Origin of the sequence: uncultured Gimesia sp. (assembly GCF_963972345.1) — a bacterium.
GTDB lineage: Bacteria > Planctomycetota > Planctomycetia > Planctomycetales > Planctomycetaceae > Gimesia.
In genome coordinates this window covers 1-23,004 of the sequence record NZ_CAXAVM010000107.1, presented here as the reverse complement: position 1 = coordinate 23,004, position 23,004 = coordinate 1, and the positions used below count along the sequence as shown (strand labels likewise).

The 23,004-nt window shown below is 52.5% G+C and carries 18 protein-coding genes and 1 pseudogene; 15 read left to right on the top strand and 4 right to left on the bottom strand.

What is annotated here, in order from left to right; translation table 11 throughout:
- A pseudogene (locus tag AACZ40_RS17550) lies at positions 1–412 on the top strand (hypothetical protein); the annotation flags it as partial.
- 16 nt (positions 413–428) lie between these two features.
- On the opposite strand, the gene AACZ40_RS17545 reads toward AACZ40_RS17550, so the two are convergent.
- Positions 429–617 (bottom strand): DUF6435 family protein, encoded by a 189-nt coding sequence (locus tag AACZ40_RS17545; RefSeq protein WP_291179408.1) that lies wholly within the window; start codon positions 615–617, stop codon positions 429–431.
- Positions 618–753: 136 nt separating this feature from the next.
- The gene (locus tag AACZ40_RS17540; RefSeq protein WP_291179411.1) at positions 754–2,139 is read right to left on the bottom strand and encodes a sigma-54 dependent transcriptional regulator; all 1,386 of its coding nucleotides are present in this window, start codon (positions 2,137–2,139) and stop codon (positions 754–756) included.
- Between the two features lie 417 nt (positions 2,140–2,556).
- On the opposite strand from AACZ40_RS17540, the gene AACZ40_RS17535 reads away from it, so the two are divergent.
- The 4 genes from AACZ40_RS17535 to AACZ40_RS17520 are packed head-to-tail and all read left to right on the top strand — an operon-like array spanning position 2,557 to position 5,955.
- Positions 2,557–3,666 carry an NAD(P)-dependent oxidoreductase gene (locus AACZ40_RS17535; protein WP_291179414.1) on the top strand — a complete coding sequence of 370 codons (1,110 nt, stop codon included), beginning with the start codon at positions 2,557–2,559 and terminating at the stop codon, positions 3,664–3,666.
- Positions 3,663–4,331, top strand: a complete 669-nt coding sequence (locus tag AACZ40_RS17530; protein WP_291179417.1) for a vitamin K epoxide reductase family protein — start codon at positions 3,663–3,665, stop codon at positions 4,329–4,331. Before AACZ40_RS17535 ends, AACZ40_RS17530 begins: the two co-directional genes overlap by 4 nt.
- Positions 4,331–4,681: an SPW repeat protein gene (locus tag AACZ40_RS17525; RefSeq protein WP_291179420.1), complete on the top strand. Its 351-nt coding sequence runs from the start codon at positions 4,331–4,333 to the stop codon at positions 4,679–4,681. Before AACZ40_RS17530 ends, AACZ40_RS17525 begins: the two co-directional genes overlap by 1 nt.
- Positions 4,682–4,719: 38 nt before the next feature.
- Entirely contained in the window at positions 4,720–5,955 is a 1,236-nt protein-coding gene (locus AACZ40_RS17520; protein WP_291179423.1) for a Glu/Leu/Phe/Val dehydrogenase, read from the top strand.
- Positions 5,956–6,023: 68 nt separating this feature from the next.
- Here AACZ40_RS17520 and AACZ40_RS17515 read toward each other — a convergent pair whose 3' ends face one another.
- Positions 6,024–7,094, bottom strand: coding sequence for a sodium:calcium antiporter (locus AACZ40_RS17515; protein ID WP_291179426.1), 1,071 nt, complete (start codon positions 7,092–7,094; stop codon positions 6,024–6,026).
- A 404-nt stretch (positions 7,095–7,498) separates the two neighbouring features.
- Between AACZ40_RS17515 and AACZ40_RS17510 the strand changes: the two genes are divergently transcribed.
- Together AACZ40_RS17510 and AACZ40_RS17505 are read left to right on the top strand one after the other, a co-directional pair.
- Complete coding sequence (locus AACZ40_RS17510; RefSeq protein WP_291179429.1) at positions 7,499–7,834, top strand: rhodanese-like domain-containing protein; 336 nt, start codon at positions 7,499–7,501, stop codon at positions 7,832–7,834.
- 150 nt (positions 7,835–7,984) lie between these two features.
- Complete coding sequence (locus tag AACZ40_RS17505; RefSeq protein ID WP_291179432.1) at positions 7,985–8,500, top strand: pyridoxamine 5'-phosphate oxidase family protein; 516 nt, start codon at positions 7,985–7,987, stop codon at positions 8,498–8,500.
- Between the two features lie 115 nt (positions 8,501–8,615).
- On the opposite strand, the gene AACZ40_RS17500 is transcribed toward AACZ40_RS17505, so the two are convergent.
- Entirely contained in the window at positions 8,616–9,095 is a 480-nt protein-coding gene (locus tag AACZ40_RS17500; RefSeq protein ID WP_291179435.1) for a hypothetical protein, read from the bottom strand.
- A gap of 290 nt (positions 9,096–9,385) precedes the next feature.
- Here AACZ40_RS17500 and AACZ40_RS17495 point away from each other — a divergent pair, with 290 nt between their 5' ends.
- From AACZ40_RS17495 to AACZ40_RS17460, 8 genes are all read left to right on the top strand, one after another.
- Positions 9,386–9,805, top strand: coding sequence for an Hsp20/alpha crystallin family protein (locus tag AACZ40_RS17495; protein WP_291179437.1), 420 nt, complete (start codon positions 9,386–9,388; stop codon positions 9,803–9,805).
- A gap of 26 nt (positions 9,806–9,831) precedes the next feature.
- Positions 9,832–12,309 carry an ATP-binding protein gene (locus tag AACZ40_RS17490; protein ID WP_291179440.1) on the top strand — a complete coding sequence of 826 codons (2,478 nt, stop codon included), beginning with the start codon at positions 9,832–9,834 and terminating at the stop codon, positions 12,307–12,309.
- Between the two features lie 393 nt (positions 12,310–12,702).
- Positions 12,703–13,704, top strand: coding sequence for a DUF1559 domain-containing protein (locus tag AACZ40_RS17485; protein ID WP_291179443.1), 1,002 nt, complete (start codon positions 12,703–12,705; stop codon positions 13,702–13,704).
- A 98-nt stretch (positions 13,705–13,802) separates the two neighbouring features.
- Positions 13,803–14,258 (top strand): hypothetical protein, encoded by a 456-nt coding sequence (locus AACZ40_RS17480; RefSeq protein ID WP_291179446.1) that lies wholly within the window; start codon positions 13,803–13,805, stop codon positions 14,256–14,258.
- Between the two features lie 480 nt (positions 14,259–14,738).
- Complete coding sequence (locus AACZ40_RS17475; protein ID WP_291179449.1) at positions 14,739–16,223, top strand: circularly permuted type 2 ATP-grasp protein; 1,485 nt, start codon at positions 14,739–14,741, stop codon at positions 16,221–16,223.
- Positions 16,223–17,236 (top strand): alpha-E domain-containing protein, encoded by a 1,014-nt coding sequence (locus AACZ40_RS17470; protein ID WP_291179452.1) that lies wholly within the window; start codon positions 16,223–16,225, stop codon positions 17,234–17,236. Before AACZ40_RS17475 ends, AACZ40_RS17470 begins: the two co-directional genes overlap by 1 nt.
- A gap of 57 nt (positions 17,237–17,293) precedes the next feature.
- Complete coding sequence (locus tag AACZ40_RS17465) at positions 17,294–20,659, top strand: transglutaminase family protein (protein WP_291179455.1); 3,366 nt, start codon at positions 17,294–17,296, stop codon at positions 20,657–20,659.
- 149 nt (positions 20,660–20,808) lie between these two features.
- On the top strand, positions 20,809–23,004 hold a 2,196-nt coding region (locus AACZ40_RS17460; protein ID WP_339675210.1), incomplete at its 3' end, for a circularly permuted type 2 ATP-grasp protein.

Genomic DNA, 23,004 nt, shown 5'->3' with positions numbered 1-23,004 from the left:
GCTCCTGTCGGTCGCCGCCGTCGAGGTGTGGCGCGGTGTGGGGCTGGCGACGCTGCCTCTGGATCGATTCGCCGGAATTCGTCCAGTGGAGTCCAGTGCGCAGTCCACATTGAAAAAACCACTTAAGAACATCGGACAGGTGACACTCAAGCCGCTGGATCTGAAAGACATACAGGAAATCACCGTCAATGCAAATGCGACAGCAGGTCAGATCCAGGTCGAACTGCTGACGGCAACCGGTTTTCGGATACCCGGCTTTTCGAAAGCGGATTCAAATCCGTTAACTGGTGATTCTTTGACGCATCCCGTCGGGTGGAAGAAACAGACCCTGGCAGATTTGCCGGCGGGCAAGTATATGCTGCGACTGCATCTGGATGACGCCGAAGTATTTGCTGTGACTTTAAAACATTAAATACTTTACGCCAGTATTATTTTCCGGTTTCTGCAGTCGGGTCCGGCAAACGATCGATTTCCTGCAGAATGCTTTCCGCGTCTGCCATCAACTGTGCGTAACCCTGAATATTTCCGTTGCGCTGGGCATCGCGTGCCTGTTCCAGCTTGCTTGCGTACCGGGTTTCCAGTTTTTTTCGCGGATCTCGCCGTAACCAGCCAAACATGATCAAGCCTTGAATTGAAACAGAAGCAGTGAAACACATATCAATCTGAGGCGTTATAGCCGATAACGCAACTTTGACAACGTCACTATTTCCGAAACAAACCTGAATCGATGCAAGGCTGGTGGTTCATCTCCGATTAAGAGTCACCATTGCGTGAGAAGGAGCGGGTCTGTTCCCGGATGCCCCAGGCTTTGAGTTTGCGCTGCAATGTTCGAACCGACATTCCCAGTGATTTTGCAGAATGCGTGCGATTCCCATGATTGCGGCTGAGTGTCTGCTGAATCGCCGTGCGTTCCAGTTCTTCCAGACGAATTCCTTCCGGAATAACAATGCCATCATGGGCTGCTTCTCCATTCCGCAACATGTCAGGCAGATCATCCATGGTCAACCGCCCCGACTTCGAGAGGACCACCATGCTCTCCAGGCAGTTGCGCAACTGTCTCACATTTCCCGGCCAGGTATGTGTGGTCAGATACTGCTGCAGGTCGGGAGAGAGTTCAGGAATCTCTCGATGAATCTGATGACAGATCTGTTTCAGAAAGCAGTCGATCAGCATCGAAATGTCCTCATTCCGCTCACGCAGGGGAGGCAGTTTGAGATTAATCACATTCAAACGGTAATACAGGTCTTCTCGAAAACGTCCTTTTTCAACCAGTTTTTCGAGATGATGACTGGTCGCCGCGACCACACGAACATCCACGTGGCGATCCTGGTTACTGCCGATCGGCGTGATCGTGTGATTTTCCAGGACCCGCAGCAGTTTGGCCTGCGACTCCAGCTTAAAATCACCGATCTCATCGATAAACAGTGTGCCACCATGGGCTGCTTCAAAGCGACCCCGACGGGATTCCGTAGCCCCCGTAAAGGAGCCTTTGGTATGTCCAAACAGTTCACTTTCAACCAGGTGTTCCGGAACCGCAGCCATATTCACAGTCACAAACTGTTCTGCTGCCCGGGGGCTGTTTTGATGAATGGCCTCGGCAATCAGTTCTTTTCCCGTACCCGATTCGCCGGTGATCAACACTGTGCTGTCAGTCTGCGCCACACGGCGGGCATCTTCAAATATTTCCTGCATGGATCCGGACTGGCCCACAATTTTTTCAAACCCCTGCTGCGCAGTCGGTTGACGGTGGCTGTGATTGTCAGCGTCATGTCTGACTGAACGCAGACAGGCAATGATGGAATGAATCAGTTTCTCGGGATTGACCGGCTTATGCAGATAATCGGCTGCGCCCTGCTTCATTGCGGTCACCGCGGCATCGATATCTTCCGAACGGGACACGACAATACAGGGTGTCTGCGGCTTATGAATTTTCCAGTACCGCAGCTGATCTAAAGTTGCCTGATCACTCTGATCTAGATCAATCACAATCAGATCCACGCTCTGGTCGATCGTGCGATTTGTCAACTGATCATGACTGACTGTGATCGAATGAAAGTTATGCTGGCTCAAAAAATCAGACAGACTTGCCTGTCCTGTATTTCTATCTTCAATGATCAAAATAGTCTGTTGTTTCAACATGGTCCGCTCCCTGATGTAAGTTGGAAAACTTTGAGATTCTGGCTTTGCAAAGCCTGTGCCAGTTCCGAAATCTAGGAGTTTCTGCATGTTCCATAAATTCAACACGGCAGTTTTTCGATCAGACTGGACGCTCACCGATCAAAGAGTAGGACAAACTGACGCATTTACTGTCGAAACCGCCTGTAGTAGCGATACCAGCACAGGAATCGCCGTAACAGCAGGGAATCGCCTGATATATCGGGGATCATTTCCCGATAAAGGGTGGGATCGATGTCCAAACGGACCCCCGCGATGACAACGCGTCGTAGAATCATGCCGATTTATGAGGATTCCGACCAAAAATACATGGTTGGCATTCCAGTTGCGTAACCTGCCACTGATCTTGCTTTATTCACCTCAACTGAAAGAGAGCAGAACATGAATCAACGGATACATGACAAACCCGTACTTTTAATTACCGGTGCCGAAGGTCTGATCGGTTCTCGGCTGGTTAACGCGTTTACAGCAGATTACCAAGTGGTTGCCTTTGACCTGGAGCCGCTTCCCGCGGAACAGGATCAGCACCAGGCAGACTGGATTCCCTGCGACCTTACCGATGATGCTGCCGTCTCCCACGCACTGGAGACGCTGAAACAAAGGCACGGAGACCGAATCGCCAGTGTGATTCATCTGGCTGCCTACTATGACTTTTCAGGCGAACCCAGTCCGCTGTATCAAGACCTGACCGTCGAAGGAACCCGGCGACTGCTGCAGGGATTACAGAATTTCACGGTCGAGCAGTTTGTATTCTCCAGTTCGCTGCTGGTACAGGCTTCTTCTGAAGAGGGACAGCCGATTCGGGAAAATTCTCCCCTTGATGCAGAATGGGATTATCCCAAGTCCAAGCTGGCGGCAGAAGATGTCATCCAGAAGGAAGCAAGGGGGATCCCCACTGTGATATTGCGTCTGGCTGGCGTGTATGATGAAGACGGCCACTCCATTCCCATCTCACAGCAGATCGCCCGCATCTATGAAAAACAGCTGGAAAGCTATTTCTTCCCAGGTGACCTGTCTTGTGGCCAGTCTTTTCTGCATCTGGATGACCTCGTCTCCTGTTTCCAGGCGACAGTCGAACGGAGAATCAACCTGCCACTGCATAGCCTGTTCATCATCGGTGAAGAGGATGTGATGAGTTACGAAGATCTGCAGGAGAAACTGGGCCTGTATCTGCATGGCGACCAGTGGCCGTCGATCCGGATTCCCAAAATGGCCGCCAAGGCGGGTGCCTGGGTGAAAGATCAGATGTCAGACGAAGAAGACGCGCCATTCATCAAGCCCTGGATGATTGATCTGGCAGATCAGAATTACCCGGTGAGCATAGATCATGCCCGCGAGTTTCTGGGATGGGAGCCGAAACATCAGTTAAGAAATACCCTGCCGGAAATGGCCGAACGCCTGAAGTCCGATCCGCAGCGCTGGTATCAGATTAATGGATTACCCCTTCCGGAAGAACTGGAACAGCAGCAATCGACGGGGGCTCACAAATGAGCCAGCTCACGTTCAAAGGCTACCCGGCGGAGCAGGCGGATCTGAATGTCGCTGTTCCCCCCTTTGATTACAACCCGTCAGCCTGGTCTCAACGCATTCCGATCTGCATTCTGGCGTTGATCGCATTTGTGATGGCAACGCACATGGCGCTGTTTCAATGGCATTTAATCGCTGCCCCCTGGGATCCTGTCTTTGGAGATCAGACGCGTCGCGTCCTCGAATCTGATGTGGCGCTGATGATGCATCACTGGTTCGGAATCCCCGATGCGGCGCTGGGCGCGCTGGCATATCTTGGTGATGCGATCTTTGGCATTGCCGGGTCGACACGTCGCTGGCAGTATCGCCCCTGGCTGGTGATCCTGTTCGGAATTGACGTGATTCCCCTGGGACTGGTAAGTGTCATCCTCGTCATCTGCCAGGGAACAATCGTCGGACAGTGGTGTCTGCTCTGTCTGCTGACAGCAGTAATTTCTCTGATCCTGGTAGTGATGGCTTACGATGAAGTATTTGCGTCTCTCAAACTGCTGTATCGGGTCTGGAAGCAGACGCATGACAAACGTCTGCTGTGGTCTGTTCTGTGGGGACAGCCTTCGGAAATCGCCGACGAGATCGCCAGTGAAATGGTGGCTTCTGCTGCAGAATCGGGAACAGGGAGAACAGCATAATGTGGTCGCGGATAGTAGAATTCATGCTGGGATGCTGGCTGGCCATCAGCCCGTTTGTGTTTGGACATGCCGAGTCTCAGACCATGCTCTGGGTAATGGACTGGCTTTGTGCCCTGCTGATTATATCGTTTGCGTTGCTCTCGTACTGGCCCCCTTTGCGACACATCCATCTGGCGACCGCGATTCTGGCAATCGTGATGATCTGTTATGGACGCTTCGCCAGTCCCGAACAGGTGATACCGGCACTGCAGAATCATATCGTCACCGGACTGTTACTGCTGATGTTCGCAGTGATTCCTAACCATGCCAGTCACCCGCCTCGCTTATGGTATCGGGAATCGCACAGCTGAGTTCATCCGGTTCAACTGAAAGAGGAGGACTGAACCCAATGGAATCTGCAATCAGCCCGTTTCTGCACCCGGCCCTGGATCGACTGGGGATCAGCGATGAGATGCGGCATTTGATGATCACCCCCTATCGCGAGATCAAATTCGGACTGCCCCTGGCCTGTCATCAAGGGGGTTTGAAACTCTATACCGGTTTTCGCGTGCAGCATAATCACAGCCGTGGTCCTTTTAAAGGCGGTCTGCGATTTCACGCCGATGTCAATTTACCCCACTTCCGTGACCTGGCTTCCGTGATGACCTGGAAATGTGCGCTGGTCGATCTTCCCTTCGGTGGTGCCAAAGGAGGCATCAATTGTAACCCCCATGAGCTGACCTGTTCTGAACTGGAAGTCCTCACCAAACGGTTTGTAGATCGACTGGATGATATGCTGGGACCGGATCGGGATATCCCTGCTCCTGATATGGGAACCAGTCCCCGGGAAATGGCGTGGATTATGGAAGCCCACTCAAAGGATCATGGTTATGAGCCGGGAATTGTCACAGGTAAGCCATTGCAACTGGCTGGCTCTGCCGGTCGACTGGCAGCAACGGGACGAGGCGTGGCGCTGGTAACACGCTGGGCCTGTGAAGAGCTGGGGATCGACCTGCAGGATGCCCGGATCGCCATTCAGGGTTTTGGCAATGTCGGCAGTCACGCTGCAAATATTCTGCACGAGTTCGGTGCAAAAGTAGTGGCCATCAGCAATCGGCATGGTGGCTTCTACCAGGGGAGCGGACTGGATATTCCCGGCATCATCAAACGGATAAACGAAGCAGACGACGATCCTGCTCTGCAACAGATCGATTTCTCCGCGGAAGAAATCTCCAACGAAGAACTGCTCGCGCTGGATGTTGATATTTTGATTCCCGCAGCAATAGAAGCGACGCTCCACGAGGACAATGTCAACCAGGTGCGGGCACAAATGATTGTAGAAGCAGCCAATCTGCCCATCACAGCAGAAGCCGACGCCGCCCTGCAGGAACGAAATATTCCTGTCATTCCGGATCTGCTGGCGAATGCGGGGGGCGTAACTGTCTCTTATCTGGAGTGGGTTCAGAATCGACAGCGTTACAGCTGGAAAGAAAGCGAAGTGAATAACAAGCTGGAAACAACGCTGCACAACGCCTGGAAACAGATGTCGGAATCAGCACAGTCGATGGGCATCAGCAGACGGGAAGCCGCATACACGATCGGAACACGACGCGTCAAAGAAGCAATTGAACTCCGCGGATTTTAATGTGGCACGAGCTGACGGTTTCATCTCATGATTTCACCACGGGGCCCGCTGGTTGCTCCTCTGAAAATTCAGATCGATAAGGTGTAATACAATCCCATTCCGCCGAGGTAAAACAGGAGTATCAGGGCAGAATCATATCCCATGCCCAGAATCGTGCGGTCGCGTCGTTCCAGAATCCCCCAGAGATAAATACTGGTGAGCACGATTCCCAGCGCCGCCAGGAAACTCGCAGACGGATCCATGGCTTCGATGATCGAACCATCGCGATAAGCAATATCCGCCGGCAGGAAAAGTACCACTTCCAGCACATTCGTTCCTAAAATATTCGCCACGGCCATACTGTAAGCGCCAAAACGAATGGCAGACCAGGTCGTACTCACCTCAGGCAGACTGGTTGCCAATGCCACCAGGGTAGCACCAATCAGGCTCTGCCCCAGACCTGTCTGCTCTGCCAGCACTTCCCCCGTTCGCGCCACCAGATAGCCACAGAACAGAACCCCACACGCAGCCAGAGAAAACCAGAGTATGATTCCACGGGTCGATACCGACTGGTATTCCGCCTGATGGACGTCTTTGAGATCACGACTGGACTCGGGCGGCTGTTCCAGTTCCCCCGCCGGTTCCCAGCGCGGATCCCCTTCATAACGATGAAATGACCAGAGTCCGAATCCATACATTACGGACAGCATCACGGGCCACAGTCCGATCCCCGCCCATGTAATCAATTCTCCTGACACCAGAATCATGCTGACCAGGCTCAGCATCAGAATCAAAAAAATACCCTGCAGTATTAATGCCGACTTGGGTGAAAAGAATGTCAGAGGCCGGTTTCGCAGACAGATCACATCCATACCCGCGAGAACAGCAATCTGCATGGCGACGCCTCCCAGCAGGTTATTGCCGGCAAGTTCAGCAGCGCCGGATGCACTGGCTGAAATCGTGGTTGCCAGTTCCGGCAGACTGGTGGCGCCTCCCAGCAGTAATGCACCAGCAAAGGCTTGGCCGATCCCGGTGCGATCTGCAATCAGATCGACGTACAGGCTTAATTTTGAACCCGCGTACCAGACGCCCACTGCGAACAGTGAAAACAGCAGAAAGTTGAGCCAGATTGAATTTTGTGATAAGTCGAATAATGTCATTGAATCGCCGGCAATCATTTGAAACAGAGTTCGAGATAATTGATTCAGGCCTGCTCAGTATAGCAACATCACTAGCGGGTTTCATGCCCCTCGGGACTGAAGTCGCCAGGTGAATACAGCCAGTTTGTCACACTTCCGTGCGGCAAACTGTCGCCTCTCAATCGAAACCGATATATCAATCATTTACAACCTGCCTGATTGTTGGACTGATACAAACAAACTCCCAACATTTCCCCGTGGCGTTTGCTGTCAACAGTGGGTTTAGCAACACGCGACGCAAGCGAACTGCTTTATCTTTATCTGATGCCAGAAATCCTGCCAGGATTGCTTCTGTTGGAATGATGTTTGCACTCTTTTTCTGCAGTATTCACTTTAAACGAAATTATTTCAGAAGGAGATAAATCATGCAGAATATTTCCACCACAGAGTTACGTGGCAAAATGCAGCGCAATGAAAAAGGCATTCTGGTGAACACACTGCCCCACGAGTCCTTTGAGAAGGAACATATCCCGAATTCCATTAATATCCCCCAGGAACAGGATGATTTTGTTTCTCAGGTAGAACAGGCGGCTGGCAGTAAAGATCAAACCGTTGTTGTGTATTGCGCAAGCGAAGATTGTAATTCATCCACACAGGCTGCTCAAAAACTGGAGGCAGCAGGCTTCTCGCACGTGTTTGACTATGAAGGGGGAGCAGAGTCCTGGCGCGAAGCCGGCGAACAGCTTGTTGCGGGTGCGTAGCTTAAATCATGATCTGATCTCAATACAGTCTGAGTAATGGACTGGCTTGACAGTTTTTGATTTAAGCAACAGAGCTGACCTTTGCAGGGGAATCAACTTATTCCACCTGTAACAGGTCAGCCTTTCAATCAGCAGAAAGAAGAGGCGAAGATGGACCATACAGAAACTGATTCAGGAGAGCGTCAGAAATCGATCGAGGCGCTGCGTGAGATGATTCGTGATATCCATATTGCGATGCTGACGACCCGATCGGAGGACGGTGGCTTAAGGAGCCGCCCTATGATTACAGCACAACATGAGTTTGAAGGACAGCTCTGGTTCTTTACACACGCGGACGATCCTAAGGTCAGCGAAATTGTAAAGCAGAGCGCGGTCAATCTGGCTTATGCAAATCCGGAACAAGATCGTTATATTTCGATCACGGGTCAGGCAGAGCTGGTACACGACCGGCAGAAAATCGAGCTACTCTGGACAGATGAGTTGGAGCAGTGGTTTCCCCAGGGATTCACAGATCCAAGCCTGGCACTGATCTGCGTGAACGTCTCTGAAGCAGAGTACTGGGGCGCCAACCGAAATCAACTCAGGGGCATCTTTCAGGAACTCTTTTTCGAAACAGAGCAGGACCTCAAACATGATCGACTGAAGTGGACCGGAACCGCATCGTAGCCTGGACCGCTTCAGGAAATCTGTAATCACGCGTTCTCCTGAATCAAAAACAAAACCCCGCTGGATTCCCTATTGAAATCCGGCGGGGTTTTGTGATTAATGCGCACGGAATAGATTAAGCGCGTTTCCTGCTTCGGTTTTCCACAAGTTCCGAATCCTGCTGTTTCCGGCTCTGTTTTGAAACCACTGACTGCTCATGTTCGAGCAACTGCTGGAACAGGTCATGGACGCGGGGAGCCGAGGAGGCCTGCGAGAGTGTCTCGTACAGGTCTATCAAAGCCTGGCGGAAACGACCATTCAAATCGGTCAATTCTTCAATAGTCATACCCTGCTTGATCTCGATTGAATCTATCTGGTGACGGACTTCCTCATCAGGAAAATATTGTAACCAGGTATCAAGCACACCTTCTGCGACCTGTTTTTCATACCCTGCCAGAGCAGCCTGCCAGTGTAATTCATGCTGTCGTAATTCTTTAGATAGCCATTCAACACCGTCAGAATCTGCTTCCTGCGAGACTTGATCCAATGCGTGGCGCATCTGTTTATGAAATGACTCCACAAGCTCGAGGATGTCTTGCACTTTATGATAAGCCATAGTTGTTCCTCCTTTTATATTTAGAGATAGATAATATAAGAGCAAGTCATGTGCCACGGCCCCCTGGCTGGTAAATGCCTGTTCTGAGCCGAATTGAGGGAAAATATCGTCTAAAACTGATCGAATATCGCTCGTACTGCGCGCTGACCACTCAGCGGAACCTGGGATTACTGGAAAACCGCCTGCCGCAAGATTTGACTATTTGTAGACGCTTTCCGGAAATCAGGGTAAACTGGAAGTCTAAGACGTGGTTTCCTTATTGTTACTTATAAATTCCTGCAGGAGTCCCGATGTCACATTTACCGTGGAAGCCGATCCGCCTGCGAAATCTTGAGCAGCAGATTGATCAGGCATTTGATGAACTCATTCATGGACAATGGGGAATCTGTCCCCCCAGTGGTAAATGGCAGCCGGAAATTGATATTTTCGAGACGCCTGATTTTTACCTGGTGGAAGCCGACGTTCCCGGCGTCGATCCGGATGAAATCCACGTCACCGTGGATGAACATACTCTGACGATTTCCGGCTGGAGACGATCCGGCTGCGTAGAGCAGTCTGCCCAGGGAATCTGTATCGAACGACGACAGGGGAGTTTTGTCCGCCGCATCCCTCTCGAGCAGCCTGTCGACCCTTTGCATGTCAAACGGGAAAACCAGGCCGGCATCCTGCGTCTGCAAATCCCCAAACAGAAACTCAGTCCCCCTGCTTAACTGCCGAACTGACTGGTGAGAATTTTATGACCGAACAGACGGAATTCCGTGAACTGACCGCTGAAGAAGTGACATTAAAACTGGATCCGAAATCGTTCGGTTTTAAATCGACACAGGAACTGGAGCCCCTGACGGAAATCGTCGGGCAGCCACGCGTCGTCAGGGCGCTGGAACTGGGTACTGGCATCAGGCACCCGAATTATCACATCTATCTTTCCGGACTTGTAGGCACCGGGCGGAACGAACTCATCACGCACGCGCTGCGGGAACGGATTCTGGATGATTCCATCCCGGATGACTGGATCTATGTTAACAACTTCGATGAGCCCGACTCCCCACTGGCGATCAGTCTGCCCGCCGGTCAGGGAATTCAGTTCCGCACAGAAATGGAATCACTGATCGAGCAACTGCAGGAGTCTCTGCCGAAAGCGTTCAAAGAAGAAGATTTCGGAAATGAAAAAGAAAAACTGCGCCAGATCTACCGCAAGCGGGGCGAAGAAGTCTTTGACAAACTTCAGAAACAGGCAGGCCAGCATGAGTTGACTGTGCAGCAGATGCCCAATGGCGAAATCCTGTTTATTCCGCTCAAAGATAATCGGCCCATGACTCAGGAGGAAATCGAGAAACTCACGCCGGAAGAAATGCAGGAACTGGAAAGTCATCAGGACGAACTGGTCGGTATGGCAGGACGCGTCCTGCAGGAACAGCGGGAAATTCAACGACAGCTCTCCGTTGATGTCAGGGAAGTCGCCCGCCGCTTTGCGATCCAGATTGTCGACCCGCTTGTCAATGAACTTCAACAGAAGTTCAAGAGCCCCAAACTTAAAGACTGGCTGTCCCATTTCAAAAACCATGTCATCAACCATTTGAACCTCTTTCGTGATACGGCCGATATGCCACCACAGGCCGCGGCGTTGCTGGCAGCGGAAGGAGGCGCTGATCCGGAACTGCGTTTCATGGACTATCGTGTCAATGTGGTAGTGGATAACAGTCATTTAAAAGAACCCCCGATCATCGTGGAAGATGCTCCCAACTACCGCAATCTGTTCGGGACGATTGAACGCGTTGTTGATCGCGCCGGTCGGGTGATTACTAATTTCACACGCATTAAAGCGGGCAGCCTGCTGAAAGCGAATGGAGGATACCTGATCCTCAATCTGATGGATGCGCTCATTGAGCCCTTCGTCTGGAAAGAACTGAAACGGACTCTCAAGAATCAGTCGCTGGAAATTCAGATCCAGGATCAGTTCGCCATGTTTACCGTATCAGCACTGCAACCGGAATCCATTCCCCTCAAGGTCCGCCTGGTGGCGTTCGGGGAACCTTTAATTTACCACCTGCTGTATCTGCATGATGAAGATTTTCGGGAAATCTTCCGCGTGAAAGCAGAGTTCAATGACGAACAGAACCGTGACCAGGAGACCGGCGTGATTTATGGACGCCTGATACGCCAGCTCTCTGAGAAAGAGGGACTGCTGCCCTTCAATGCCCCCGCGGTGGCAGAACTGGTGCGCGTTGGCTCCCGACTGGCCGATCATCAGAATAAAGTCACATCCATTTTCAGTCATGTCGGGGATGTCGCCCGCGAAGCCAGTTTCTGGGCCAGCAGAGACAAAAAGAAAGTCGTTCAGCCGGAATATGTTCGTCAGGCGATGCAGGAACGCATCTTTCGCTCTGACATGGTTGCCGAAAAAATCCGGGGCCTGATTGCAGAAGGAACACTGCTGATCCAGCTGGAAGGCACCCGCGTCAGTCAGATCAACGGCCTGGCGGTTGCTGATCTGGGTGATTATGCCTTCGGTCGCCCTTCCCGGCTCACAGCCAGTGTTGGTGTGGGCACGGCGGGAATCATCAACATTGAACGGGAAAGCCGCATGAGCGGCAACACCTATGATAAAGCCATGCTGATCCTGGAGGGACTGTTACGCAACCTGTATGCCAGCGAACAGCCTTTGACTCTCACTGCCAGCATCGCCATGGAACAGAGCTATGGCGGAATTGATGGAGACAGCGCCTCTGTTGCAGAACTTCTCTGCCTGCTCAGCGCCCTTTCTGAAGTTCCGCTGAGACAGGACATTGCTGTCACGGGATCCATCAATCAGTTTGGTGAAGTCCAGGCCATCGGTGGTGTGAACGAAAAAATTGAAGGTTTCTTTGATGTCTGTCTCGCCTATGGATTAACGGGCACACAAGGCGTGTGTATTCCCGCGTCCAATGTTCAGAATCTCGTATTGCGCGATGATGTCGTGCAGAAGATCCAGGAGGGCCGGTTTCATGTCTGGGCTGTGTCCAATCTGAACCAGGCCATCGAACTGTTTACCGGCATTTCCGCAGGCGACGCCTCTGAGAAAAACAGCTTCCATGGTCTCGTCCTGGATCGACTCACAGAAATCTCCGATCTTCTGGTGCAACAGCGACTGACCGATACCAGCCGCATGCTCTGGATGCCAGGCACTCCCCTGGATCTCCCCTCTGATCCGCGGCCCCCCTTACCGGGACAATAATCGCTCCCTCGTCAAACTCTCTCTGACCATCACTCAGCCATCCCACGTCAGGGCGTTCCCTTCCATCAAATCATGCAGAGATTGATTATTTCCTGAGCAGTCTCATTCCCAGTCCAAGACGCGCCCTCTCACCGGTTCATTTGCATCGTCCTTTAAACCATGGGGCGGAAGAAGAACACTTATGTCTTTACAATCATGTACTTTACAATATGAACAATCGCCGCCGGAGAGAGGAGTTTCGTAAGAGTTCTGCCTGTAATTCTGCCAGGATTACCCCACAACCTCTTTTTTTAACCTTATTTTATAATAATCATTAACAATGGCACCCGAATTGCATAAACTATGCAACATGTATGTAAATCCCTCCTTCATTATCCTCACAGGAATCCTACCATGTTGAATAACAAACCACGAAAGCGCGGCTTTACGCTGATTGAATTGCTGGTGGTGATTGCCATCATTGCCATTCTGATCGCGCTGTTACTGCCCGCCGTACAACAGGCACGCGAAGCTGCCAGACGCTCCACCTGCAAGAACAACATGAAGCAGCTGGGACTGGCGATGCATAACTACAATGAAATCTATACTTCCTTACCCATTGGAACACAGACGGGGTCCTATCCCAACTGGCGTGTTGCCATTCTGCCTTATATTGATCAGGCGAATGTGTACTCTCAATTAACGAGAGCCAATGGCTATTGGGCACACTCGGGATTTCCCGGAAATACAATCCTGTACTCTGTGAGGCTGCCCGTTTATAAATGCCCTTCAAATCCGAATGGCATGACGAATACTACAGATTTCAGTCTGTCTGACAGTAACTCCGATTCCAGCCTGCAGAGCATGATCATTGACTACGTCGGGATATCAGGCGCCACTCCCGACCCGGCTGGTCGTTTGAATGTCTGCACCGGCGATGTGCTGGCCAGCAGCTCCAGCAATTGTAATACCGGCATGTTAATCCCTTATGTCAGCAGACGCTTTCGTGACTGCACTGACGGCACATCCAACACCATCATTCTGGCGGAACAGTCCGGACTCGTGAATGGAACTCAAAGAAGTGCAAACGCACTGGGTGCCTGGCATGGCTGGGCGAATGCCACCCTGTCCACCTGGAATGCCGGCACCACGTTGCCCATGGCTTCCGGAGGCTACTATTATGCAGCGGGAACAACCACAGTCCGTTACCCCCCCAATGCGTACTGGAAATCCGGCTCGCCAACACCGGGCTCAAGTGCCTATTCGGCGAACACAATCCTCAACTCTCATCATGTAGGCGGAATCCATGCCGTTCTGACTGACGGTTCCGTTCGATTTATTTCCGAGAATGTCGATATGGAAACCCTCAAACAGCTCTGCGTCCGAGACGACGGAAAAGTGGTAGGCGAGTATTAATCCATCCTTCCTGTTCTCCTCGACAGATTTTGCCGCTGTGCAATCTGTCGGGGAATTTTTTCCAGTACACTTCTTTATTTGAATCTTCAGACACAAAAATGAACAATACCATCCCTAAAGCTGCCTGCAGCACCCTGCAACACTCACTGGTCATCAGCGGTTGCGCCCTGCTTTTCCTGCTCGAGTTATCCGGCTGCAGTCGCACTCCAGGTTCTGATAAACCCAGTGGCTCTGTCACTATTCAGATTACAAATGGAACAGAACCTGTCACGGAAGGTCAGATCGATCTGGTCAATGAGCAGACCGGAGAAGGGGGCGGTGCCGCGTTAAACAGTGAAGGAACCGCCAGCCTGGAGAGTGTTGCCCTGGGAGCATATGTAGTTACCGTAAATCCTCCTCCCCAGGAACCGCTCATCCCCGGAGAGGCGCCACCTGAAGTAAAAGAATACGCAAACATCCCTGCAACGGTACGCCAGATAAAGTCCAGTCCCTTGAAACTGGAAGTCAAATCCGGAGCCAATGAGTTCGCCTTCGATCTCAAGTCGGCAAACTAATTCGAATCACATTGAACCATAGCGTTTCTTAATCAATGATTCTCACTCCCAGTGGAACTGGACACAGTTTAATCTGCTCGATCCCTCAAATCGGAGAAAGCCTATATCTTTATCTGAGTTGATCCTGAATCCCGAGACTTGATCTATACGAATTGCGCGCCGCTGTGTTATGCTGAAGTAAAGCGATTTTTGCCAGATCTCAAGCTCCGGCTACTGCACAGTACCAGATAATGCTGAACGTAAATAAGCTTTCCGGCTTAATAATGGGCCGTGCTTAATTATAAGGCAAACGCCTGAAGTATCTGCTGTCTTAGTGCGCGTACCTGTGGCGTGAGATTCGCGAAGTAAGGCGATTTTAATCATAGATTCAAGTTATCAACGATTACTTGCTTAATACGGCACGCAATCTGCTTAATTTGCATTTCAAACATCAGATTTACAGCAATTCCGTCTTAAAAGGCTCGTTGAGGAATCGTTTAGATGAGGTTAGCTCCCTATCAGTACAGTGATACTTTTGACGAAATGTTTGCGCCGGATGGTCAACCACGACCCAGCGGGCAGCGTTTTGTAGAGCGACTGCAGGCCCTGACGGAAGGCAGCCTGCAGCAGCGTCAGAAAGCAGCGGAAATCTCACTGCAGAATATGGGAATTACTTTCAATGTTTACGGCCACGAAGCCGGTACCGAAAAAGTCTGGCCCTTCGACCTGCTCCCCCGCATCATTGACGCCCACGAATGGAAGATCATCGAAAGCGGATTGAAACAGCGGATTCACGCCTTGAATCTGTTTATCGATGATATCTACAACGACTGCAAAATCATCAAGGACGGAGCCGTTCCTGAAGCACTGATCTACAGCTCAAAGACACTGCGGTCACAATGCAAAGGGTTTCATCCCCCCCAGGGTGTCTGGTGTCATATCACGGGCGTCGATCTGATTCGTGACAGTGACGGACAGATCTACGTTCTGGAAGATAATCTGCGCTGCCCCTCCGGCGTTTCCTATGTTCTGGAAAACCGGGAACTGATGAAACGCACCTTTGCCCCCGTTTTCCAGGGCATGTCGGTTGCGCCCATTGAAGACTACAACGAGCAGTTACTCAAAACACTGCTGGACTGCGCCCCGGAAGGTGTGAATGATCCCACCGCGGTCGTTTTGACGCCAGGCATCTATAATTCAGCCTACTTTGAACACACCTTCCTCGCCCAGCAGATGGGCGTTGAACTGGTTCAAGGTCCGGATCTGGTTGTGGAAAACGGATACGTTTTCATGAAAACCACCAGAGGACTGCGTCGGGTCGATGTCATCTATCGTCGTATCGATGATGACTTTCTGGACCCTGTCAATTTCCGTCCCGATTCCGCGTTAGGCGTCGATCACCTGATGGATGTCTGTCGGGCCGGTCGCGTCACACTGGCCAATGCGCCTGGCACCGGAGTCGCAGACGATAAAGCCGTCTATGCTTATGTGCCGGATATCATCAAATATTACCTGGGCGAGGAACAGATTCTCCCTAATGTGCCTACTTTTTTATGTTCCGACGCCAAACAGCGTGAGCATGTACTGGCTAATCTCGACAAACTCGTGGTGAAGCCCACTAACGAGTCAGGGGGGTATGGAATTCTGATGGGACCACATTCGTCTCAGGCAGAACGTGACAAAACAGCCGCCGCTATTAAATCCAATCCACGCGAGTGGATTGCACAACCCATGTTAAAACTGTCAACGGTGCCCACTCTGATCGGCGATGAGCTTGAACCGCGGCACGTGGACCTCAGGCCTTTTGTTCTCTGTGGTAAAGAAATCTATGTGATGCCCGGCGGTTTGACGCGTGTTGCACTCCGAAAAGGATCAATGGTTGTCAACTCGTCACAAGGGGGAGGAAGTAAAGACACCTGGATTCTGCGTAATGGACACTCTTATCCTGAGGCAACCCAGGGGTCGACAGCTTTGGAGAGTTTCTGATGCTCAGTCGTGTTGCGAGTTCCGTCTACTGGTTAAGTCGTTATGTTGAACGTGCTGAAAATGTAGCGCGGTTTATTGACGTGAATTACAATTTGACTCTGGGTGAATCCGATTCCTTCGGCGACCAGTGGGCGCCCCTGGTTTATACGACCGGCGACCAGATCCCTTACGAGGAACGCTACGGGGCACCGAATCGGGATAATGTCCTCAAGTTTCTGTTATTCGATGAAGAAAATCCGAATTCGATTCTCTCGTGTGTCTCGTATGCACGGGAAAATGCCAGAACCATTCGTGAAATCATTCCCACGGTCGTCTGGGAACAACTGAATCAGTTTTATTTTATGGTACGTTCGGCTGCGAGAACTCCCGCGACCCTCGATCAGCCGCAGGAGTTCTGCGAACGCGTGAGACTGGCCAGCCATATGCTGGTCGGCGCAACAGAAGCCACCATGTCGCATGGGGAAGCCTGGCATTTTTCTCGAGTCGGCAGGCTGATTGAACGTGGCGACAAAACTTCGCGGATTGTGGACGTACAATATTACATATTACTGCCGGATGCCCGGGATGTCGGTACGGCACTCGATGTGGTCCGCTGGTCAGCCCTGTTAAGATCCGCCAGCGCACTGGCCATGTACCGCAGGCAATACGGAAAAATCACCCCGGACCGGGTAGCGGACTTTTTAATTTTAGACACCTATTTTCCCCGTGCCATGCACTTCTGCCTCAGAAAAGCTCAGGAGTCGCTGCGTTGCATCACGGGAAGTACAGCCGGAACGTTTTTGAATCTGGCAGAACAGCGTATGGGCCTGTTGTGCTCCACCATGGACTACACCAGTGTCGAGGATATTATTCAGCAGGGATTGCACCAGTATATTGACGGCTTTCAGAATCAGTTGAACTCGGTCGGCGAAGCGATTCATGAAGACTTCTTCACCACATCGCAGCAGGCAGGGAACCAGGGACAGATTCAAACTCAATCTGCCAGTCAAAACAGCCAGTCACAAATCAGCTAAGCGCTCAAGTATTATATTCCTGCGAATTTATCCTTCTTCTACGATTGATTGAACATCATGATCCGCGTCGCATTGAACCATAAGTCGATCTACCATTACGATCGTTACGTCGAACTGGCACCGCAACTGGTTCGCCTTCGCCCGGCACCGCACTGCCGCACCCCGATCCGCAGTTACTCGCTGCGAGTCACTCCCGTCCAGCACTTTGTGAACTGGCTGCAGGATCCACACAGCAACCATCTGGCGCGCCTCGTCTTTCCGGAAAAGACCAATATGCTGCAGGTCGAAGTCGATCTCGTTGCCGAAATGACGGTGATCAATCCCTTTGATTTCTTCCTGGAACCACAGGCAACCAACTACCCGTTTACCTACGAACCAATCCTCAAGAAAGACCTGCAACCCTTTCTGGATACGATTGAGCCCGGGCCCGAATTCGCAGCCCTGCTTGATTCGATCGACCGTTCTGAAATCAAGACCATCGATTTTCTGGTCGGCATGAATCAGCGACTGCAGCAGATGGTCCGCTATGTCATTCGTATGGAACATGGGGTACAGACGCCTGAAGAAACGCTGCAGCTGGGAAGCGGCTCCTGCCGCGACAGTGCCTGGCTGCTCGTACAGCTGTTCCGGCATCTGGGGCTGGCGGCCCGTTTTGTCTCCGGATACCTGATACAGTTGAAACCCGATATCGAATCTCTGGACGGCCCCTCCGGTGCCGCCGAAGATTTCACCGACCTGCATGCCTGGACCGAAGTCTTTCTGCCCGGTGCCGGCTGGATTGGTCTGGACCCGACATCCGGGTTATTTGCCGGTGAAGGTCACATTCCCCTGGCCTGTACTCCCGAACCTCTCAACGCGGCTCCTATTGCAGGTACGGTCGAAAAATGTGAAGTTACGTTTCACCATGAAATGTCCATCTCACGCGTGCATGAAGATCCCCGCATTACCAAACCTTATACGGATGAAGTCTGGGAGCGGATTGACAGTGTGGGGCACCAGGTCGACAAGGCACTGGAAGCGGGAGACGTCCGCCTGACCATGGGGGGCGAACCGACGTTTGTTTCCATCGATGACATGGATAGCGACGAATGGAAAACCGCCGCTGTCGGCCCCACCAAACGCGGACTCGCCGGAAACCTGATTGAACTGCTGCGACAACGTTTTGCCCCGCAGGGCATGATTCACTATGGCCAGGGCAAATGGTATCCCGGCGAATCGTTACCACGCTGGGCATTAACCTGCATGTGGCGCACCGACGGTCAGCCCATCTGGAACGATCATATGCTGCTGGCAGCGCCGGAAGAAAATTACGACCACGATGTGGAACAGGCGCAGCTGTTTGCCACCACCCTTGCAAAACGGCTGGGAGTCGACTCCGAAAATGTCGCCACTGCCTACGAAGATGCAATGTACTACATGTGGAAGGAACGTCGCCTGGCAGTCAATGCCGACGTGATGAACTCCGATCTCGTCGACGAAGAAGAACGCATTCGGCTGGCTCGCGTCTTCGAACGCGGCCTCGGTTCCCCGGTCGGCTGCATGCTGCCTCTGATGCATCAGTGGTGGAATGCGAAACCCCGCTGGATGAGTGGCGTCTGGCCCGTCCGTTCGGAACAGCTGTTTTTGATTCCCGGTGATTCTCCCATGGGATTGCGTCTGCCACTGGATTCTTTACCGGCACCCAGGCCGGGTGAATACGCCCCGAACCCGGTGGTTCCCTTCGAAGCCACCAGTGATCTTCCTGAATACGACCAGTTGCGTCAGCAGTCTGCCCATCATCAGTCCGCGCAGCATATTACAGGCAATGTACAACATCAGGTCCTGCAGCGAGTGGGCGCCGGGGGTGGATTTGATACTATCGACCTCGAACAGGAACCCGAAGCAGAAGCGCCTCCCCTGGAACCAGCGGTCATCCGCACGGCCATGTGTTTTGAGCCCCGTGATGGCGTCCTGCATATCTTCATGCCGCCGGTCGATCATCTGGAAAGCTACCTGGAACTGCTGGCGGAAATGGAACAGACGGCAGCGGAACTGGAAATTCCGATTATCGTGGAAGGTTATCTGCCTCCCAATGACTATCGTCTGCAACATATCAAAGCCACTCCCGACCCGGGTGTGATCGAAGTCAACGTGCATCCTGCCAAAAACTGGCAGGAACTGGTAGAGATCACTTCCGGCGTCTATGAGGACGCGCGTCAATCGCGACTCGGAACCGAACAGTTTGACCTGGACGGCACTCACAATGGAACCGGTGGAGGCAATCATTTTGTGATGGGCTCCTACACGCCGCACGACAGCCCGTTTTTACGCCGACCTGATTTATTGAAAAGCCTGCTGGGCTACTGGCACAACCATCCTTCCCTGTCTTACTTCTTCTCCGGACGCTTTATTGGACCGACCAGTCAGGCGCCACGCGTTGATGAAGGCCGGCGGGATGCGATCTACGAACTCCAGACTGCCTTCGAACAGATTCCCGAAAAAGGAGAATGTCCCCCGTGGCTGGTCGACCGGGTGTTTCGACACCTGCTGGTTGACCTGACCGGTAATACACACCGCGCCGAATTCTGTATTGATAAGCTCTATTCACCTGACAGCGCGACGGGCCGACTCGGTCTTGTGGAATTTCGCGGATTCGAAATGCCACCTCACTGGCAGATGAGCCTGACTCAGCAGCTTCTGCTGCGGGCACTCGTCGCCCGTTTCTGGAACGATCCTTACAAAGTCGACCTCGTGGACTGGAACACTTCCCTCCACGATCGCTGGCTGCTTCCCCATTTCATTCAACAGGATTTCGAAGATATTATTTCTGATTTAAATGAGGAAGGCTTTGATCTGGACGCCAGCTGGTTCGGGCCACACTATGAATTTCGTTTTCCTCATATCGGTGAGATGCAATACCGGGGCGTTCACGTGGAACTGAGAACGGCGATCGAGCCATGGTACGTTCTGGGTGAAGAACCCGCGGGAGGCGCAACTGCCCGCTTTGTGGATTCATCCGTGCAGCGTCTGCAGGTTAAAGTCCAGGGGATGTCGAATGGACGGCACATCCTGTTGTGCAATGGACGTAAGATCCCCCTGCATGCTACGGGTACAGAAGGCGAATTTGTCGCCGGCGTCCGCTACCGGGCCTGGCAGCCACCCAGCTGTCTACATCCCACGATTCCCGTCGATGAACCACTGGTATTCGACCTGGTCGACACCTGGAGCACTCGTTCTATTGGCGGGTGTACGTACCATGTCGGGCATCCCGGCGGACTCAATCCGGGAACATTTCCGGTAAACGCCTACGAGGCGGAAAGCCGCCGTGCAGGTCGATTTTTCAAGATGGGTCACACGGGAGGCACCAGTTCAATACCTGAAGATGAAAAAAATGCCATGTTTCCGCTGACACTTGACCTTCGCCGCAACCGGGGCATCGTGTAAGATTACTCTCGCTGAGTACCGGGTTCAGGGAGGAACCTGTTCCTGCCATGTGGGTGTGGAATTTCCGATCGCCCGAGGTCTGTATCCTGGCAGGATGCAGACACACCCGCTTTTGATTCATCGCATCACCTTTAGGAAAACTGCCAATCGTGTCGACACCGCCGCTCTCTGTGAACAACATTTTCCAGGGTTACACGCCTCCCGAAGGAGTGTACGACGAGTTCCTGCTGGACTCGGGACAGCCGCGTCCGCAATCGAAGCAGTTCCTGGACACGGTTGTCAAAATTGGCCGGGAGGAATTTGAACATCGCTGGCAACAGGCCCAACGCACCGTGCAGGCCAACGATTTTGCGTACAGTGGGGTGATCACTCCCAAAAACCAGCCTCGCCCGTGGGAGCTGGATGCGATTCCCTTTCTGATTTCATCAGCCGAATGGAAAACGGTTTCAAAGGCTCTGAAACAAAGAGCCCATCTGCTCAATCTGATTCTGAAAGACCTGTATGGCAAACAGACACTCTTGAAGCAGGGAGATCTGCCCGCCGAACTGGTGTACTCCCATCCCGGATTCCTGCGTGGCTACCATCGGGATCAGTTGCGCAATGACTGCTTCCTGCACTTTTACGCAGCGGATCTGGCCCGCTCTCCCAACGGTAACTGGTGGGTTCTGGCAGACCGGACGGAAGCCGCTTCGGGGATTGGCTTCGCACTGGAAAACCGTATTCTGACTTCTCGTATGTTTCCCGAACTGTTTCATCAGTGCAACGTCGAACGGCTGGCCCCGTTCTTTATCGCTGCCCAGGAATCGCTGCGAAAACTGGCACCCCAGAGCCTGGAAAACCCGCGGGTCGTTCTGCTGAGCCATGGCCCGACCAGCCCGAATTATTTTGAAGACGCTTATCTCGCACGTTACCTGGGATATACCCTGGTGGAAGGAGGCGATCTGGCTGTCCGTAAAAACCAGGTGATGTTGAAAACGCTCGGCGGACTGATTCCGGTGGACGTCATTTTCCGTCGTCAGAACAGTCGCGACTGCGATTCCCTGGAACTGAATGCCTCCTCCCGAATCGGCGTTTCGGGACTCACCCAGGCTGCCCGCTCCGGCCAGGTTGGCATCGCCAATGCGCTGGGTAGTGGGTTGGTGGAATCTGCTGCGTTCATGGCGTTTATGCCGCGCCTGTGTAAATCACTGCTGGGAACAGAACTGCTGATGCCAGGCGTCGCTTCCTGGTGGTGCGGTGTCCCGGACCAGTTAAACTATGTGCTCAAAAATCTGGAAAAGCTCACCATCTATCCCACGTTTCGGATTCGTGGCAGAGACAACCCTTCGGTCGAGTCACTCAATCAGATGTCACCCAAGAAGCTGGCAGAACTGATCAGGTCGAAACCCTCCGACTTCGCTGCCCAGGAAAAAGTCATCCGTTCCAGCATGCCCGTCTGGCGAGGACAGATTCAGCCCGCACATCTGTCGCTGCGTGCCTATGCTGTCATCAGCGGCGACTCTTATACCGTCATGCAGGGTGCCCTCGCTCGGACTTCCCCCAACCTGGATCCACTCGAAGTTTCGATTCGCAAAGGGGAAGGGAGTAAAGATGCCTGGATTCTCTCTGACCAGCCCGTCGAACATGTCACACTGTTGAAGGAACAGGGCCGAACCATCTCGCTCAAGCGAAGCGGCTCAGAATTGCCCAGTCGCGCCGCAGATAATATCTTCTGGCTGGGACGACAACTCGAACGGGCCGAGGCACTGGCTCGATTATTACGCAGCGCCGTAAATCGACTCAGCGGGGAAACGCGTTCCACCAGTGATCTGGAAGTTCCGGTGCTCCTGCGCTGCCTGGCTGATCAGGGACAGATTGAACCAGGTTACGCCATCGATAAAATGCGACACCAGCTACCCGCCATCGAACACGTTTTACCAACCGCCGTCTTCGATAAATCGCAGTCGACCTCGCTCCGTTCGATCGTGGATGAACTGTTCCGCCTGGGTTCGATTGTACGCGACCGGATTTCACTCGATACCTGGCGCATCATTCGTCGTATCGACAAAGGTTTCCAGCCCCCCCGCTACGGGACAACAAACCTGTCGGACGTGCTGACGATTACCGACGACCTGATTACCGAACTGGCCGCTTTCAGCGGGATTGTCATGGAAAGCATGACTCGTACCCAGGCATTTCGATTTCTCGAACTGGGGCGGCGCGTGGAGCGATCGCTGCAGATCATCAGCCTGGTGAAAAATTCGTTTGTGCCAATGCCTGAAGTTCCCAGCCCGATTTTCGAGACCGTTCTGGAAGTCGCTGACAGCCTGATGACCTACCGTTCGCGTTACCTGTCAAACCTGCAG

What these genes read in the sequence shown, in the direction of transcription:
- AACZ40_RS17510 (WP_291179429.1), top strand. Translation starts at nt 7,499, where the DNA reads ATGCAGAATATTTCCACCACAGAGTTACGTGGCAAAATGCAGCGCAAT.
- AACZ40_RS17540 (WP_291179411.1), bottom strand. Translation starts at nt 2,139, where the DNA reads ATGTTGAAACAACAGACTATTTTGATCATTGAAGATAGAAATACAGGA.
- AACZ40_RS17505 (WP_291179432.1), top strand. Translation starts at nt 7,985, where the DNA reads ATGGACCATACAGAAACTGATTCAGGAGAGCGTCAGAAATCGATCGAG.
- AACZ40_RS17490 (WP_291179440.1), top strand. Translation starts at nt 9,832, where the DNA reads ATGACCGAACAGACGGAATTCCGTGAACTGACCGCTGAAGAAGTGACA.
- AACZ40_RS17465 (WP_291179455.1), top strand. Translation starts at nt 17,294, where the DNA reads ATGATCCGCGTCGCATTGAACCATAAGTCGATCTACCATTACGATCGT.
- AACZ40_RS17515 (WP_291179426.1), bottom strand. Translation starts at nt 7,094, where the DNA reads ATGACATTATTCGACTTATCACAAAATTCAATCTGGCTCAACTTTCTG.
- AACZ40_RS17480 (WP_291179446.1), top strand. Translation starts at nt 13,803, where the DNA reads ATGAACAATACCATCCCTAAAGCTGCCTGCAGCACCCTGCAACACTCA.
- AACZ40_RS17520 (WP_291179423.1), top strand. Translation starts at nt 4,720, where the DNA reads ATGGAATCTGCAATCAGCCCGTTTCTGCACCCGGCCCTGGATCGACTG.
- AACZ40_RS17535 (WP_291179414.1), top strand. Translation starts at nt 2,557, where the DNA reads ATGAATCAACGGATACATGACAAACCCGTACTTTTAATTACCGGTGCC.
- AACZ40_RS17525 (WP_291179420.1), top strand. Translation starts at nt 4,331, where the DNA reads ATGTGGTCGCGGATAGTAGAATTCATGCTGGGATGCTGGCTGGCCATC.
- AACZ40_RS17530 (WP_291179417.1), top strand. Translation starts at nt 3,663, where the DNA reads ATGAGCCAGCTCACGTTCAAAGGCTACCCGGCGGAGCAGGCGGATCTG.
- AACZ40_RS17485 (WP_291179443.1), top strand. Translation starts at nt 12,703, where the DNA reads ATGTTGAATAACAAACCACGAAAGCGCGGCTTTACGCTGATTGAATTG.
- AACZ40_RS17470 (WP_291179452.1), top strand. Translation starts at nt 16,223, where the DNA reads ATGCTCAGTCGTGTTGCGAGTTCCGTCTACTGGTTAAGTCGTTATGTT.
- AACZ40_RS17500 (WP_291179435.1), bottom strand. Translation starts at nt 9,095, where the DNA reads ATGGCTTATCATAAAGTGCAAGACATCCTCGAGCTTGTGGAGTCATTT.
- AACZ40_RS17545 (WP_291179408.1), bottom strand. Translation starts at nt 617, where the DNA reads ATGTTTGGCTGGTTACGGCGAGATCCGCGAAAAAAACTGGAAACCCGG.
- AACZ40_RS17475 (WP_291179449.1), top strand. Translation starts at nt 14,739, where the DNA reads ATGAGGTTAGCTCCCTATCAGTACAGTGATACTTTTGACGAAATGTTT.
- AACZ40_RS17495 (WP_291179437.1), top strand. Translation starts at nt 9,386, where the DNA reads ATGTCACATTTACCGTGGAAGCCGATCCGCCTGCGAAATCTTGAGCAG.